The organism is Ruegeria sp. ANG-S4, from assembly GCF_000814005.1.
Taxonomy (GTDB): domain Bacteria; phylum Pseudomonadota; class Alphaproteobacteria; order Rhodobacterales; family Rhodobacteraceae; genus Ruegeria.
On record NZ_JWLK01000001.1, the window covers coordinates 516,970 to 529,956 of the forward strand.

General features: G+C 58.0%; 12 protein-coding genes. 11 read left to right on the forward strand and 1 reads right to left on the reverse strand.

What is annotated here, in order from left to right:
• Positions 1–6 precede the first annotated feature (6 nt).
• The 11 genes from RA28_RS02765 to RA28_RS02815 all read left to right on the forward strand — a co-directional run bounded on the left by RA28_RS02765 (position 7) and on the right by RA28_RS02815 (position 11,568).
• Positions 7–1,056: a substrate-binding domain-containing protein gene (locus RA28_RS02765; protein WP_039523552.1), complete on the forward strand. Its 1,050-nt coding sequence runs from the start codon at positions 7–9 to the stop codon at positions 1,054–1,056.
• A gap of 148 nt (positions 1,057–1,204) precedes the next feature.
• Complete coding sequence (locus RA28_RS02770; protein WP_052261240.1) at positions 1,205–1,963, forward strand: ATP-binding cassette domain-containing protein; 759 nt, start codon at positions 1,205–1,207, stop codon at positions 1,961–1,963.
• Entirely contained in the window at positions 1,963–3,081 is a 1,119-nt protein-coding gene (locus tag RA28_RS02775; RefSeq protein WP_039523558.1) for an ABC transporter permease, read from the forward strand. The genes RA28_RS02770 and RA28_RS02775 overlap by 1 nt, the downstream gene beginning before the upstream one ends.
• Before the next feature lie 86 nt (positions 3,082–3,167).
• The gene (locus RA28_RS02780; RefSeq protein ID WP_039523561.1) at positions 3,168–4,307 is read left to right on the forward strand and encodes a substrate-binding domain-containing protein; all 1,140 of its coding nucleotides are present in this window, start codon (positions 3,168–3,170) and stop codon (positions 4,305–4,307) included.
• 132 nt (positions 4,308–4,439) lie between these two features.
• On the forward strand, positions 4,440–5,444 hold the full coding sequence (locus RA28_RS02785; RefSeq protein ID WP_052261241.1) for a LacI family DNA-binding transcriptional regulator: 1,005 nt from the start codon (positions 4,440–4,442) through the stop codon (positions 5,442–5,444).
• 102 nt (positions 5,445–5,546) lie between these two features.
• Positions 5,547–6,635 carry an ABC transporter ATP-binding protein gene (locus tag RA28_RS02790; protein WP_039523564.1) on the forward strand — a complete coding sequence of 363 codons (1,089 nt, stop codon included), beginning with the start codon at positions 5,547–5,549 and terminating at the stop codon, positions 6,633–6,635.
• 31 nt (positions 6,636–6,666) lie between these two features.
• Positions 6,667–7,995, forward strand: a complete 1,329-nt coding sequence (locus RA28_RS02795) for an extracellular solute-binding protein (protein ID WP_039523565.1) — start codon at positions 6,667–6,669, stop codon at positions 7,993–7,995.
• 79 nt (positions 7,996–8,074) lie between these two features.
• Complete coding sequence (locus RA28_RS02800; protein WP_039523568.1) at positions 8,075–8,986, forward strand: carbohydrate ABC transporter permease; 912 nt, start codon at positions 8,075–8,077, stop codon at positions 8,984–8,986.
• Positions 8,986–9,921 (forward strand): carbohydrate ABC transporter permease, encoded by a 936-nt coding sequence (locus RA28_RS02805; protein WP_039523570.1) that lies wholly within the window; start codon positions 8,986–8,988, stop codon positions 9,919–9,921. Before RA28_RS02800 ends, RA28_RS02805 begins: the two co-directional genes overlap by 1 nt.
• Positions 9,921–10,682 carry a cytochrome b561 domain-containing protein gene (locus RA28_RS02810; protein ID WP_193747340.1) on the forward strand — a complete coding sequence of 254 codons (762 nt, stop codon included), beginning with the start codon at positions 9,921–9,923 and terminating at the stop codon, positions 10,680–10,682. Before RA28_RS02805 ends, RA28_RS02810 begins: the two co-directional genes overlap by 1 nt.
• Positions 10,642–11,568, forward strand: a complete 927-nt coding sequence (locus tag RA28_RS02815; protein ID WP_039523572.1) for an SMP-30/gluconolactonase/LRE family protein — start codon at positions 10,642–10,644, stop codon at positions 11,566–11,568. Before RA28_RS02810 ends, RA28_RS02815 begins: the two co-directional genes overlap by 41 nt.
• On the opposite strand, the gene gndA is transcribed toward RA28_RS02815, so the two are convergent.
• Positions 11,557–12,981, reverse strand: a complete 1,425-nt coding sequence (gene gndA, locus RA28_RS02820) for an NADP-dependent phosphogluconate dehydrogenase (RefSeq protein ID WP_039523574.1) — start codon at positions 12,979–12,981, stop codon at positions 11,557–11,559. The two genes, RA28_RS02815 and gndA, sit on opposite strands and share 12 nt — an antisense overlap.
• Positions 12,982–12,987: the final 6 nt, after the last annotated feature.

Genomic DNA, 12,987 nt, shown 5'->3' on the forward strand with positions numbered 1-12,987 from the left:
GATACTATGAAAAGGAAAACCTGTCTGAACGCGATACTGGCAAGCACGATTCTTGCGGGTCTGGGCGCGGCCGCATTGGCAGAAACCGCGTGGGACGGACCGACCACAGGGCCGAAAGCCGCTGAAGGCAAGTCCATCGTGGTTGTTGCGGGCGACCTGAAGAACGGTGGCATCCTCGGGGTGACCACCGGGGTCGAGGAGGCCGCCGAGACAATCGGCTGGGACGTTCGGGTTCTTGACGGCGCGGGTTCTATCCAGGGGCGCACGGCGGCCATTGGGCAAGCGCTGGCGCTGAAGCCGGACGGGATGATCATCAACGGATTTGATGCGGTTGAACAGCAGGCGGCCCTGGAAGGTGTCGTTGGTGCCAGCATTCCGATGGTGGCCTGGCATTCGGGTCCGAAAATCGGATGTGATGCCCCCGGCGGGATCTTTGCCAACGTCTCGACCGATGCAATGACCGTGTCCGAGGTGGCAGCGGAATGGGCAATGGGAGATGGCGGCGACAATGTAGGGGCGGTGATCTTTACCGACTCGACCTATCAGATCGCAATCGACAAGGCGGACCGTATCAAGGAAACCATCGAGGCTGCGGGCGGCACCGTTCTGGAATATGTGGATACACCGATTGCCGATACGTCCAGCCGGATGGGGCCGCTGACGACATCGCTGTTGCAAAAACACGGCGACAGTTGGACCCATGCCTTGGCGATCAACGATCTTTACTTTGACTTCATGGGTCCGGCGCTGGCCGCGGCTGGCATTCCCGGAGATGGATCGCCCAAGGCCGGTTCGGCCGGTGACGGATCGGAGGCGGCGTTCCAGCGTATTCGCGGCGGTCAGTACCAGACGATCACGGTCGCAGAACCCCTGAACCTTCAGGGCTGGCAACTGGTCGACGAACTGAACCGCGCCATTCAGGGCGAGGCGTGCTCGGGATATGTCACGTCACCGGCGCTGGTGACACAGGAAGGGTTGGCCAAGCTGGGCGACAGCAACCAGTTCGACCCCGACTCGCCCTATCGCGAGGCCTATTCAGACATCTGGGGCAAGTAGGTGGTTTCTCCCCGGGCTCCTTGACCAGAGATGGTCAGGGGCCCACCGGAGGTATTTTGAATCTGGAAAACACCCCTCGATCTGGTGGGGCAACGGGTCGGTTGCGACCGGCTGCACCGGAGAATTCTACTTAATCAAGGAGTATCTCATGCCAAACACCCCGCTTGTTCAAATGCGTGGTATCACCAAACGGTTCGGTGGCGTGACAGCCTTGTCCAATGTTGACCTCGACGCATACGCCGGAGAAGTACTGGCCATCGTCGGCGACAACGGTGCCGGAAAATCGACGCTTATCAAGGTACTGACCGGTGTGTACCAACCCACGGAAGGAGAGATCTTTCTGGCGGGCGAAAAGGTCGACTTCAGCAGCCATGCAGATGCAATCGAACTGGGCATTGATGCAGTATACCAGACACTTGCGCTTGCCGATCACCTTGACCCGGCGGCGAACATGTTTTTGGGCAATGAACTCACGCGCAAGGTGCTGGGCATCACGATGCTCGACAACAAGCGCATGCGGACAGAGACCGAACGCGTTTTGATGGAGCGTCTTGGCGTGCGACTGAAATCGCTGGACGCGCCGACCGAGAGCCTTTCAGGCGGTCAGCGTCAAGCCGTGGCAATCGCCCGCGCGGTATATCACGAAGGATTGCGTGTGCTGGTCATGGACGAACCCACCGCGGCGCTTGGTCCGCAGGAAACGGCGCGTACATTGAAGCTGATCAAAACGCTCAAGGCTCAGGGCCTGGCGGTCATTCTTATCAGCCACTCACTGGACGACGTTTTCGAGGTCTCGGACCGAATTCACGTTCAGCGGCGCGGGCAATGCGTCGGGGTGGTGCAAGCATCCGAAAGCAACACGCAAGAGGTTCTGGGCCTGATCGTGGGTGCAGAGGAGGCAGCATAATGGCGACGGCAATGGCAAACAAATCACTTTCGGAACGGCTGGAACCCTATGTCGCGATCATCGGCCCAATGGTGATGATCCTGGCGATTCTGCTATTCATGGCGCTTGCCGAACCTGCGCGTTACTTCAGAGTCACCAACCTGAACCTTATTCTGTTGGACGCGGCGCTTTACATGCCAATGGCGATGGCGATGACCTTTGTCATCACGCAGCGCGGGATCGACCTGTCAATCGGGTCCATCGCGGCGCTCAGCGGCATCATCATGGCCTTTCTGATCAAGCAATACGGGTTTTCCGTCTATGTGGCGGTGCCGATCGCGATCATGCTTGGCGCGACGATGGGCCTTATCAACGGTCTGATCATCACTCGGTTCAATGTGCCCGATCTGATTGGGACGCTGGCAATGGATCTTGTGTATCGCGGGTTTGCGCTTGTCCTGGCCAAGGGGCTCGTGCTGGCGCGTTTCCCCGAGTTCCTGACCGAGATCGGACGAGGGCAGATCCCCGGTTTCATTCCGATCCCGGTCATCATCGGCATCGCAACGATGATTGCGGGTTATATTCTGCTGACACGCACGTATTTCGGTCGTTACACGATCGCAATTGGATCAAACCCCGAAGCAGCCGAGCTGACCGGTATCTCGGTCAACCGGCACAAGGTCTATGCCTATGTTCTGATGGGGGCATGCGCGGCGCTGGCGGGGGTTATGCTGACTGGCAAACTCAATGCCATTCAGGCAACTTCAGCGCCCTACTTCAACCTGCATGTTATTGCGGCTGTGGTTGTAGGCGGTACATCGCTCTTTGGTGGCCGCGCTTCGATGCTGGGGTCGTTTGCGGGCGTGCTTTTGCTGAGCATGATGATCAACGCGCTGGTAACGCTGCGGATCGAATTCTTCTGGCAGTCCGTGGCATCGGGTGTCGTAATTGTCAGCTCTGTCGCGCTGTACACCTGGATGCAGAAGAAAGATCGGGATGGGGCCGGCGGCATGTTCGCCGGTTTGATGACCCCGGATGGGCAGAAAATGCTGCGTTTCAGTGCAGCTTTGATTGGTGTGCTGATCGCGCTTCTGGCGATTGGGGCATTGTTTGCCGGGGACCCGAATCCAAGCGGGTAAACGGCTGAATCGCGGGTTGGTCGAGCCAGGGGGTGCAGCCCCGGCCCGACCGATGGCTCCGCACTCATGCAAAGGGAGGAACCGAAATGAGGTTAACAACAACTATCGCACTTGTGGCAAGCATGGCGCTTACTGGCGTCGCCCTGGCTGAGGGTAATTTGCCACTGAAAGAGCTGCCCGACATTGCCGACCGGGATTACTGGGTCCCGGCAGAGGTGAATGCCGAAGGCAAGCTTGAAGCCTTGCAGGCAGTCGTCGGGTCCGAGGCGGTGCCCTATTCAGGAACGCTGGATGATCCGATCCAAATCGCACTGATCTATCCTTCGGCGGATACGTCCGATTTTTGGGCACGCAACTACCTGGCATTGACAAAGCGGCTGGAAGAACTGGGCATCGCCTATGAAACCACCGAGTTTGCCAGCCGCCAGATCGAACACTCGCTGCAATCGACCTATGCCAATCAGGTGGAGCAGGATGCGGACCTGTACGACTACGTCATATTTGGCCCGTCGGAGCTTGCGATTCAGGCCGACAACATCGACAAACTGTCAGGAAACGACGGGTTCTCGACTTATGTGTGGGCGTTCCATACGCCGATGAAGGATCTGAAGAACCAACCGGATGCTTGGTTCGACTTTTCGTCGGCTGCAGGCGCATTGACCATGTGTGACTACATGCTGGGTCGCCTTGGCAACGATGTCACAATGGCGATGAACCGGGGCATTCCGGGGATTACGGACAACCAGCGCTCTGGTGATTTCAAGGCCTGTGTGGAAGAGAAAGGCAATTGGACAACCGCCTATGAGCACTATGGTGAGTATCAGCGAGAAGGTGGTTTTGAAGGCACCAGCCTGATCATGCAGGCCTATCCCGAGGCCACGATCATCCACAACGCCAATACCGCCATGGCGATGGGCTCGGTCGAGGCGCAGGTCTCTCAGGGCAAAGAGAAGGATATCTTCTCGACCGGCTGGGGCGGCACTGGCCTGGAACTGGAGGCCATTCGCCGAGGTGAGTTGGATGCCACACCGATGCGCATGGGCGATGACGTGGGTGCAGCGACCGCGGAAGCGATCCGCGCCGATCTGGAAGGTCGCGCCGATGAACTGCCGCTTGTCTTCCTTGGTCGGATCACCGTCGCCCATGACCAGATGAGTGCCGAGGAAATCGACGCGCTGGAACAGGAAGCGTTCCGTTTCTCGGGCGTGGGCGCGCTTGAGCGCTGAAGCCAACCAGAGGCGCTGCACCCAATGCGGCGCCTCTTGAAACACTGCGGACCATGACGCATTCTGTGACCGATAACAGAATTGTCGGTTGGCAGCGTGTCAAATTCACCAAAAACACAGTCTCCGGTCACCATGCGCGATGTCGCCCGCGCGGCGGGTGTCTCGCGCATGACAGTGTCCCGCGCATTGAAGCAGGACAGCCCGATTTCGAAGGAAACACGCGAGCGTATCCTGAAGGTCGTGCGCGACATGAACTATGTTCCTGACCAAATGGCCGGCAGTCTGACGACAAAACGATCGGGTTTTGTCGCCGTTTTGGTGCCATCGCTGAACAATCTCCATTTTGCCGAAACCGTGCAGGCGCTGACCGAAGAACTGGAGGGGATCGGGCAACAGATTCTGCTTGGATACACCGATTACTCGGCCGAGCGGGAAGAGACGCTGGTCGAGACCATGTTGCGCCGAAGACCCGAGGCGGTTGTTCTGTCTTATGACGGCCATTCGGATCGCACGGTTCAATTGCTGGGCGACGCAAATGTGCCCGTAATCGAATTGTGGGAGCGGCCCGAAGACCCAATCGGGCATACGATCGGCTTTTCCAACCGCGCCGCCGCCGCCGAGATGACGTGTGCCTTGATCGCGCGAGGTTACCGCAACATTGCCTTTCTGGGCGAAGCTGATGACGATTGGACCCGCGGTGCAGCGCGCCGGGCGGGATTCATTGATGCAATGGGCCAGGCGGGTTTGTCAGCACACCGTGTTCTGAAGATCGGCAAGCCGCCGCTGTCCATCGAAGACGGGGCAGCTGCCGCGCCTGAATTGCTTGCGCTATTTCCAGACGCGGATTGCATCTTCTGCGTGTCCGATGCTCCGGCGTTTGGGGTGCTGTCCGCCTTGACCGCGCAGGGCAGGCGCGTGCCGGATGAGATCGGCATTGCCGGCTTTGGAAACTTCGAAGTGTCGCGTTTTGCCAACCCGGCCATAACGACTGTGATGGTCGATCCAAGGGGTATCGGGCGTGCCACTGGCCGGTTGATTGCGGAGCTTTTTGACGAGCCGTCAGAAGCCCCGGTGATTCCCCGTCACGTCAAGATTGAAGCGCAGCCATTTTTCAGAGGCTCTACCAAGCCAACTTGATTGACTGGTTTCAATGGCTTACGCCGACATGCGTTTTTTCTTGTGTTACCGGTCACAATTGATAATGTGACCGGTAACAATTGCAATCGAGACTGCGCCCCTATGCCGAACATCCATCTTGAAAACCTCATAAAGCGTTATGGCAATGTCGAGGTCCTGCACGGGATCGATCTTGAGATGGCTGATAATGAATTCACCGTGCTGGTCGGTCCTTCGGGCTGTGGGAAATCCACCACGCTGCGAATGATCGCCGGGCTTGAGGATGTCTCCGAAGGCGAAATCTATATCGGCGGCAAGCCTGTGAGCCGTCTGGAACCAAAGGATCGCGATCTGGCGATGGTGTTTCAGGACTATGCGCTTTACCCGCACATGAATGTGGCGCGAAACATGTCCTTTGCTCTGCGTTTGCAAAAACGTCCACAGGCCGAGATCGACAAAAAGGTCCGGGATGTTGCGGCAACACTGGGGCTTACAGACTATCTGGCGCGCAAGCCGGGCGAATTGTCGGGTGGCCAGCGTCAGCGCGTGGCCATGGGGCGGGCGTTGACCCGCGATGCGGCAACCTTTCTGTTTGATGAACCGCTGTCCAACCTCGACGCGAAGCTGCGTGGTCAGATGCGGGCCGAACTCGCGTTGATGAGCCAGCGGGTACAGAAAAACATGATCTATGTGACCCACGATCAGATCGAGGCGATGACGCTGGCGGATCGGATCGTTGTGATGCACGGCGGATACATTCAGCAACAGGGCACGCCCGAAGAGCTGTTCAAGCGTCCGGTCAACAAATTCGTAGCGGGTTTTCTTGGCATGCCGCCGATGAATTTTCTCGAAGGCGAGATCGAGGAACGTTCGGAAGCTATCTATGTCAAAGGCGATGGCTTCGATCTGCGGCTACAAGGCGAAAAAACCCAATCCATCCGGCAGCACAAAAACAAAGAGGTCATTCTGGGCGTCCGGCCCTCGGACCTCAATTATGATCAGAATGCAAGCGCGGAAAATACCCTGACACTTGATGTGATGGTTTCGGAATATGTCGGCGCCCAATCCGTCCTGCTGTGCAAATGCGGACCAGCCAAGGTCATGGTCGAGGTCAATTCCGAAACACCTGTGGCCTTGGGCCAGAAACTGACATTCGCGGTCAATCCGAATGGGGTGCACTTGTTCGACCGCAAAAGCGAGGTCGCGATCTAGCGGCCCGATTTTCATGCAAAGGGAGGAACGCATGTCAAATTCACTGAAATCAACAGTCGTTGGCCTGGCGGCTACGGCTTGTATGGCGGGTTCGGCACTGGCCAACCCGTATGAAGACTACGCGGGCACGACCCTGATCGTAAATTTCCCGGCCCATCCACATTACGATGCGGTTATGAAGATCCTGCCGGAATTCACCGAGGAAACCGGGATCGAGGTGGAAGTGGATCAGCTTCCATACCTCAAAATGCGCGAACGTCAGACGCTGGAACTGGGTCAGGACGAAGGCGAGTATGACCTGATCGCCTATGTGGTGTTTTCCAAGGCCGACTATGTCTTCGCTGATCAATTGGAAAACCTGGCCAAGTACTTCATGAACCCCAAACTGGCCGACCCCAGTTATGACGCGGGCGATCTGATTGATGGCTATGTCTACAACATCGGCTTTGCGGGCGGCGACAAAGGGTATCTTGAAGGCGCGACCGGGTCCTTGTTCGGGATTCCCTATGGTTCCGAAACCTCGGTTCTTGGTTATCGCAAGGACATCTTCGAAAAACATGGCCTCGAGGTGCCCGAGACCTATGATGAATTGCTTGAGATTGCCTGCAAGATCCCCGAGTTGGAGCCGGGCATGGGCGGGTTGTCATCGCGCGCCGCCTCAGGTCATCACGCGGCCCACGCGTTCCTGTTGCACCTTAACCCGCTGGGCGGGGCGATCTTTGACGACCAGTGGAACCCGGTCGTGAACAACGAGGCGGGCGTCAAAGCGGCCGAGGCGTTGAAGACCATTGTCGACTGCGGACCCGAAGGCGCGACCAATTTCGGCTTCGGCGAGGCGCTGGGTTCATTCCTGAACGGGGACACGGCGATGTTCCTGGATACCACGGTCGTTGCCGGTCAGATCGACGATCCGGCCAAAAGCCAGGTCGTCGGCAAGGTCGGTTGGGCGCTGCATCCCATGGGCGTTGAACGGGCCAGCCAGACCGGCGGCTTCGGTATCGGCATTCCGTCCAACGCTGAAAACAAAGAGGCCGCTTTTCTGTTGATGCAATGGCTGACATCGAAAGAGGGCGACAAGCTGGTTGCCATGGCGGGCGGCAATCCATCCCGGTTCTCGACCCATGCCGATGCGGACGTGAACGCCAAATATCCGCATATGGCGACCTTTGGCGAGGCGCTGAAGCATGCGGATCCCGACTGGCGTCCGATCATTCCGGTTTGGGGCAAGATCAACGCTGATCTGGGCACGACACTGTCCAAAGTTCTGACCGAAGATCTGGATATCCAGGAAGCGCTGGACGGCGTGGCCGAGCGCACGAAGGATGTGATGACTGAGGCAGGGTACTACACCTGGAACTAACCTAACTGACCCAAGAAGGTCAGAACCCGGGGCGTCCGCGCCCCGGTTCGACAGAGAGAATTCCGAAGGAAACCCGCCAATGCAACGTGCCATGGCCAATCGTTTGACGCCGTATATGTTCATGGCCCCGGCTGTTGTGATCATGGTGATCGCACTGCTCTATCCGTTGGGTTATATGGTCTGGGGCAGTTTCCGGGACTGGGATCCCAGCCAGACGATCGGCGAGGCCGAGTTTGTCGGCCTCAAGAACTACATCACCCTCTGGCACGACCCCAATTTCCGCGAAAGCCTGGGCGTCACGCTCAGTTTTGCGTTTTTTGTGGTCACGTTCGAGATGATCATAGGCGTCGGACTGGCGCTGCTGCTGGACCGCAACATTCGCGGTATGTCGGTGCTGCGCACCTTGTTCATACTGCCGATGATGATCGCCCCGGTCGTGGTTGGTCTGATGTGGCGGTACATGTACCACCCCACTGTGGGAACCTTTAACCGGTTCTTTGAGAGCATCGGTTTGCCATCGGTGGACTGGCTGGGCGCGAATGCGTTGATGTCGGTCATTATCGCCGACATCTGGCAATGGACGCCCTTCATCTTCATTTTGTCGCTTGCCGCGCTGCAATCGCTGCCGCGGTCTGCGCTGGAAGCGGCGCGCATTGATGGTGCAACCGGGTGGCAACAAATCATCCACATCAAACTGCCGCTGATGATGCCGGTTCTGATTGTCACGGGCCTTCTGCGCCTGATTGATGCTTTCAAGGTACTTGAGGTCATTTTGGTAATGACCGAGGGCGGCCCTGGTCTGAGCACAGAGATTTTGGCCCTGCGTATCTCGCGCACAGCAACCGAATTCCGTGAATTGGGCGTGGCAGCCGCCATGTCGAACTATCTGCTGATCCTGCTGCTGTTCATCACGCTGATGATGTTCGCCTTCACGCGCTGGCAGGAAATGCGGACCAACCGCCTGCGTGCCGCGGCGGAGGAGGATGAATAATGTCCACCACGTATGACAGACAGCAGCCCGCGTTCTACGCGCTGATCGCCGCCCTGGTTGTGATGTCGGTTGGGCCGGTTCTGCTGATGTTCGTCAACTCTTTCAAACTGGACGTAGACATCATATCAGGCACCTCGGGCATGATCTTCCTGCCGACGATCCAGAATTACGAAACCGCACTGTGCGACGTACTGTGGTACAAGCCCGATCATGTGGATCATTGTTCGCTGAAATTTGGCAACGCGTTCATCAACTCGTTGATCATCGCACTGGTCTCAACGATTCTGACATTGGTGATTGGGTGCATGGCGGCCTACGCGCTGGTGCGATTTCGTTTCATGGGACGGGATTCAGTGTCGCTGACGACGCTGATGGTGCGCATGGTGCCGCCCGCCGTGCTGCTGGTTCCGGTCTTCGGGCTCTGGAACAACGAGTTCTGCATCGACAAGACAAGCTATGTCGGCAGCGCGATCCGGGACACATTCGGTGGCCGGGGCGACGTTTGCCTGGCAGGCACGCATTCGGGCATCATTCTGGTCTATATCGCAATGAATCTGCCCTTCGTCATCTGGATTTTGCAAAGCTTCATCGTGCAGGTGCCGCGCTCATTGGAAGAGGCCGCGCGTGTCGATGGCGCAGGTCCATTTCAGGTGTTTTTCAAAGTGGTTCTGCCGCTGATAAAGCCGGGGCTGGCGGCGGCCGCAATCTTTACCTTCCGCATCGCGTGGAACGAATACTTGCTGGCCTCGGCGCTGTCGGACCGGAATACCAAAACCGTTCCGATCCTGATCGTGAACAACATGTCAGAGTTCAACGTCGAATGGGGTGTCATCATGGCCACCGGTATGCTGCTGGCCATTCCGCCGATCATTTTCACGCTGTTCGCGTCGCGGCAGATCATTACCGGTATGACAGCGGGTGCGGTGAAGGGCTGATGTGGGACTGGCTGCTTTCCCCGATTGACCCTGGCCGCGTACATGAGGTGGGATTCGCCGTTTCGTGGCATGCCCGCAGCATGGTTCTGAGCTGGGGCGTACTGGCGCCACTTGCAGTCATCGCAGCGCGGTTTTTCAAGATCATGCCGGGGCAGGACTGGCCCAGAGAACTGGATAACCAAAGCTGGTGGCGCAGTCATTGGATGGGGCAGGCCTTGGTGGTTGGACTTTCCATTTTTGGGCTCGCGTTGGTCCTGCCAAGCCGCCTGACCGAAATGAGCCTGCACAACTGGCTTGGCTATGCGGTCCTGCTTGGTTTGATCCTGCAGGTATTGCTGGGCCAGTTTCGGGGCAGCAAGGGCGGTCCGACCGCGCCGGCCGCGGATGGCAGTTTGCGCGGAGACCACTATGATATGACCCCTTGGCGCCGCGCCTTTGAACATCTGCACAAAACCCTGGGCTATACCCTGCTGTTACTTGCTTCGGTCACAATCGTTCTGGGCCTTTGGAAGGCGAACGCGCTTGTTTGGATGTGGCTGGTCCTTTCCATCTGGTGGGTTCTTTTGATTGCCGCTTTCGTGCATATGCAAAGGCGCGGCATGGCTGTTGACACCTATCAGGCAATCTGGGGGGATGATCCGATCCACCCCGGGAACCAGCGGCCCGCGCCTGGCTGGGGTATGCGCCAACCGGGTAAGGACATTGAAAAAGGAGACGAGGATGTTCGGAGTGATCGACGGGACCGGGTTCGAGGTCATTGATCCGGCCTTCGAGGCTTGTCTCATAGGCCACGCACGGGTCGAGCGCCTTTGGACCGGCGCGCGATGGGTCGAAGGCCCGGTCTGGTTTGCAGCCGGGCGCTATTTGTTGTTCTCTGACATTCCGAACAATCGGATCATGCGGTTTGACGAAACCGACGGATCGGTCTCTGTTTTTCGCGAACCCAGCAACAACGCGAACGGCCACACGGTCGACCGGCAGGGACGGCTAGTCAGCTGCGAACATCTTACGCGTCGCGTTACCCGGACGGAGTTTGACGGATCAATCACTGTGATTGCAGACCGGTTCGAGGGTAAACGCCTGAACTCACCCAATGACGTTATCGTCAAATCCGACGGCACCATCTGGTTCACTGATCCCAGCTATGGCATTTTGATGGACTACGAAGGCGAGCGCGCCGAAAGCGAAATCGGAGCCTGCCATGTCTACCGAGTCGAACCCGAAACCGGTCACATAACGATTGTGGCCGATGACTATGTAAAACCCAACGGACTGGCGTTTTCGCCGGATGAAAGCGTTTTGTATATCGCCGATACCGGCATCACCCACACGCCCGGAGGACCCGCACATATCCGAGGGCATCACGTCGCGGCGGACGGAAGCCTGTCTGGCGGGCAGGTGGTCGCCGACTGCTCCAACGGTGTTTTTGACGGCTTCCGGACGGACCGGGCTGGGCGCATCTGGAGTTCCGCCGCTGACGGTGTTCATTGCCTTGCGCCCGACGGGACCCTGATTGGCAAAATCCTGATCCCCGAGATGGTGTCGAATGTCTGTTTCGGCGGGCCAAAGCTGAACCGGTTGTTCATCACCGGTACAACCTCGCTCTATTCCGTTTATCTGAACGTAAACGGCGTCTCACCCGTCTAGATGCTGGTCAAGCCAGGGACCATGATGTCCGTCTCCGGCTTGGTCAACGCGCTCAAAGCCGTGTGCGCCGAAAAAGTCGCGCTGCGCTTGCAACATGTTCGCCGTTGTTCGGGCCGTGGTGAGCGTATCGAAATAGGCCAGTGCCGAGGATAGGGCCGGCACCGGCAAACCCGCGGTTTGCGCTGTGATGGCAGTTTTCCGCAGCCCGCCAATATTGGCGGTGATCAGCTTTCTGAAATAGGGTGCAAGGATCAGGTTGCGCCCGGCATCCTCGGCCAACGCCACGGCCATATCGTTCAACATGGCCGAGCGGATGATGCAACCTTCGCGCCAGGTTTCCGCGATTTGTGGCATCGGCAACGCCCAACCGTATTCAGCCCCGGCTTTGCCAAGCAAGTCGAAGCCCTGCGCGTAGCACAGAATTTTGCCAGCAATCAGCGCCTGTTCGAGATCAGCGATACTGATGGCGTCCGAAGCCAGCGATCTGTCTGACCCGCCGTAGGCAGACACGCCGGCAAGGCGCAGGTCGCGCATCGCCGAAAGGTTCCGCGCGGTGACCGCAGCCTCGACGACCGGAACCGGTGCGCCCAGCATCTGGCTTTCGATAACAGTCCAGCGTCCGGTTCCTTTCTGACCCGCCCGATCCAGGATAACATCCAGCATCGGCGTGTTGGTTGCAGGGTCAGTGGCGCCAGAAACTTTGCCGGAAATTTCGATCAGGTAGCTTTGGAGCGTACCTTCGTTCCAGCGATCAAACACAGCGCCACAGTCCTTCGCAGCCATGCCCAACCCATCCCGCATCACGCCATAGACTTCCGCGATCAATTGCATGTCGGCATACTCGATGCCGTTGTGGACCGTTTTCACGAAATGGCCGGCGCCACCTTCACCCATCCAGGTTGCGCATGGCGTCCCTTGATACTTTGCGGAAATTGCCGACAGAATGTGTGCGATGCGATCCCAGCTGCTTTTTTCTCCGCCGCCCATGATCGAAGGGCCAAACCGAGCGCCTTCGGCCCCACCGGATACGCCAATTCCAAGGAAGGGGCGGCCCGCCGCATTTGCCGCCTGTGCACGTCGCTGCGTATCATGGAAATTTGCGTTTCCCGCGTCGATGATCATGTCCTTTGCGTCCAGCAATGGCAGCAGTTTTGCGATCTGTTGATCGACGGCTTCTCCTGCCGGAACCATCAGGATGATGTTGCGTGGTTTCGCAAGGCTGGCCACCAGCTCCTGCAGGTCTTCGCATGGCGTGAGTTTGGCGGTCAGAGCGCCGGCCTGATCCATGAACGCCTTTGTGCGTTCAGTGGTACGGTTATACACCGAGACCGAAAATCCGTGGTCTGCAATGTTCAGCGCCAGCATCGCGCCCATTGTACCAAGTCCAATCAGCCCGATATCCGAATGCGGCATGCTCTT

Excerpts from the sequence above, each read along its gene's own strand:
- RA28_RS02765 (WP_039523552.1), top strand. The coding sequence starts at position 7 with ATGAAAAGGAAAACCTGTCTGAACGCGATACTGGCAAGCACGATTCTT.
- RA28_RS02770 (WP_052261240.1), top strand. The coding sequence starts at position 1,205 with ATGCCAAACACCCCGCTTGTTCAAATGCGTGGTATCACCAAACGGTTC.
- RA28_RS02775 (WP_039523558.1), top strand. The coding sequence starts at position 1,963 with ATGGCGACGGCAATGGCAAACAAATCACTTTCGGAACGGCTGGAACCC.
- RA28_RS02780 (WP_039523561.1), top strand. The coding sequence starts at position 3,168 with ATGAGGTTAACAACAACTATCGCACTTGTGGCAAGCATGGCGCTTACT.
- RA28_RS02785 (WP_052261241.1), top strand. The coding sequence starts at position 4,440 with ATGCGCGATGTCGCCCGCGCGGCGGGTGTCTCGCGCATGACAGTGTCC.
- RA28_RS02790 (WP_039523564.1), top strand. The coding sequence starts at position 5,547 with ATGCCGAACATCCATCTTGAAAACCTCATAAAGCGTTATGGCAATGTC.
- RA28_RS02795 (WP_039523565.1), top strand. The coding sequence starts at position 6,667 with ATGTCAAATTCACTGAAATCAACAGTCGTTGGCCTGGCGGCTACGGCT.
- RA28_RS02800 (WP_039523568.1), top strand. The coding sequence starts at position 8,075 with ATGCAACGTGCCATGGCCAATCGTTTGACGCCGTATATGTTCATGGCC.
- RA28_RS02805 (WP_039523570.1), top strand. The coding sequence starts at position 8,986 with ATGTCCACCACGTATGACAGACAGCAGCCCGCGTTCTACGCGCTGATC.
- RA28_RS02810 (WP_193747340.1), top strand. The coding sequence starts at position 9,921 with ATGTGGGACTGGCTGCTTTCCCCGATTGACCCTGGCCGCGTACATGAG.
- RA28_RS02815 (WP_039523572.1), top strand. The coding sequence starts at position 10,642 with ATGTTCGGAGTGATCGACGGGACCGGGTTCGAGGTCATTGATCCGGCC.
- gndA (WP_039523574.1), bottom strand. The coding sequence starts at position 12,981 with ATGCCGCATTCGGATATCGGGCTGATTGGACTTGGTACAATGGGCGCG.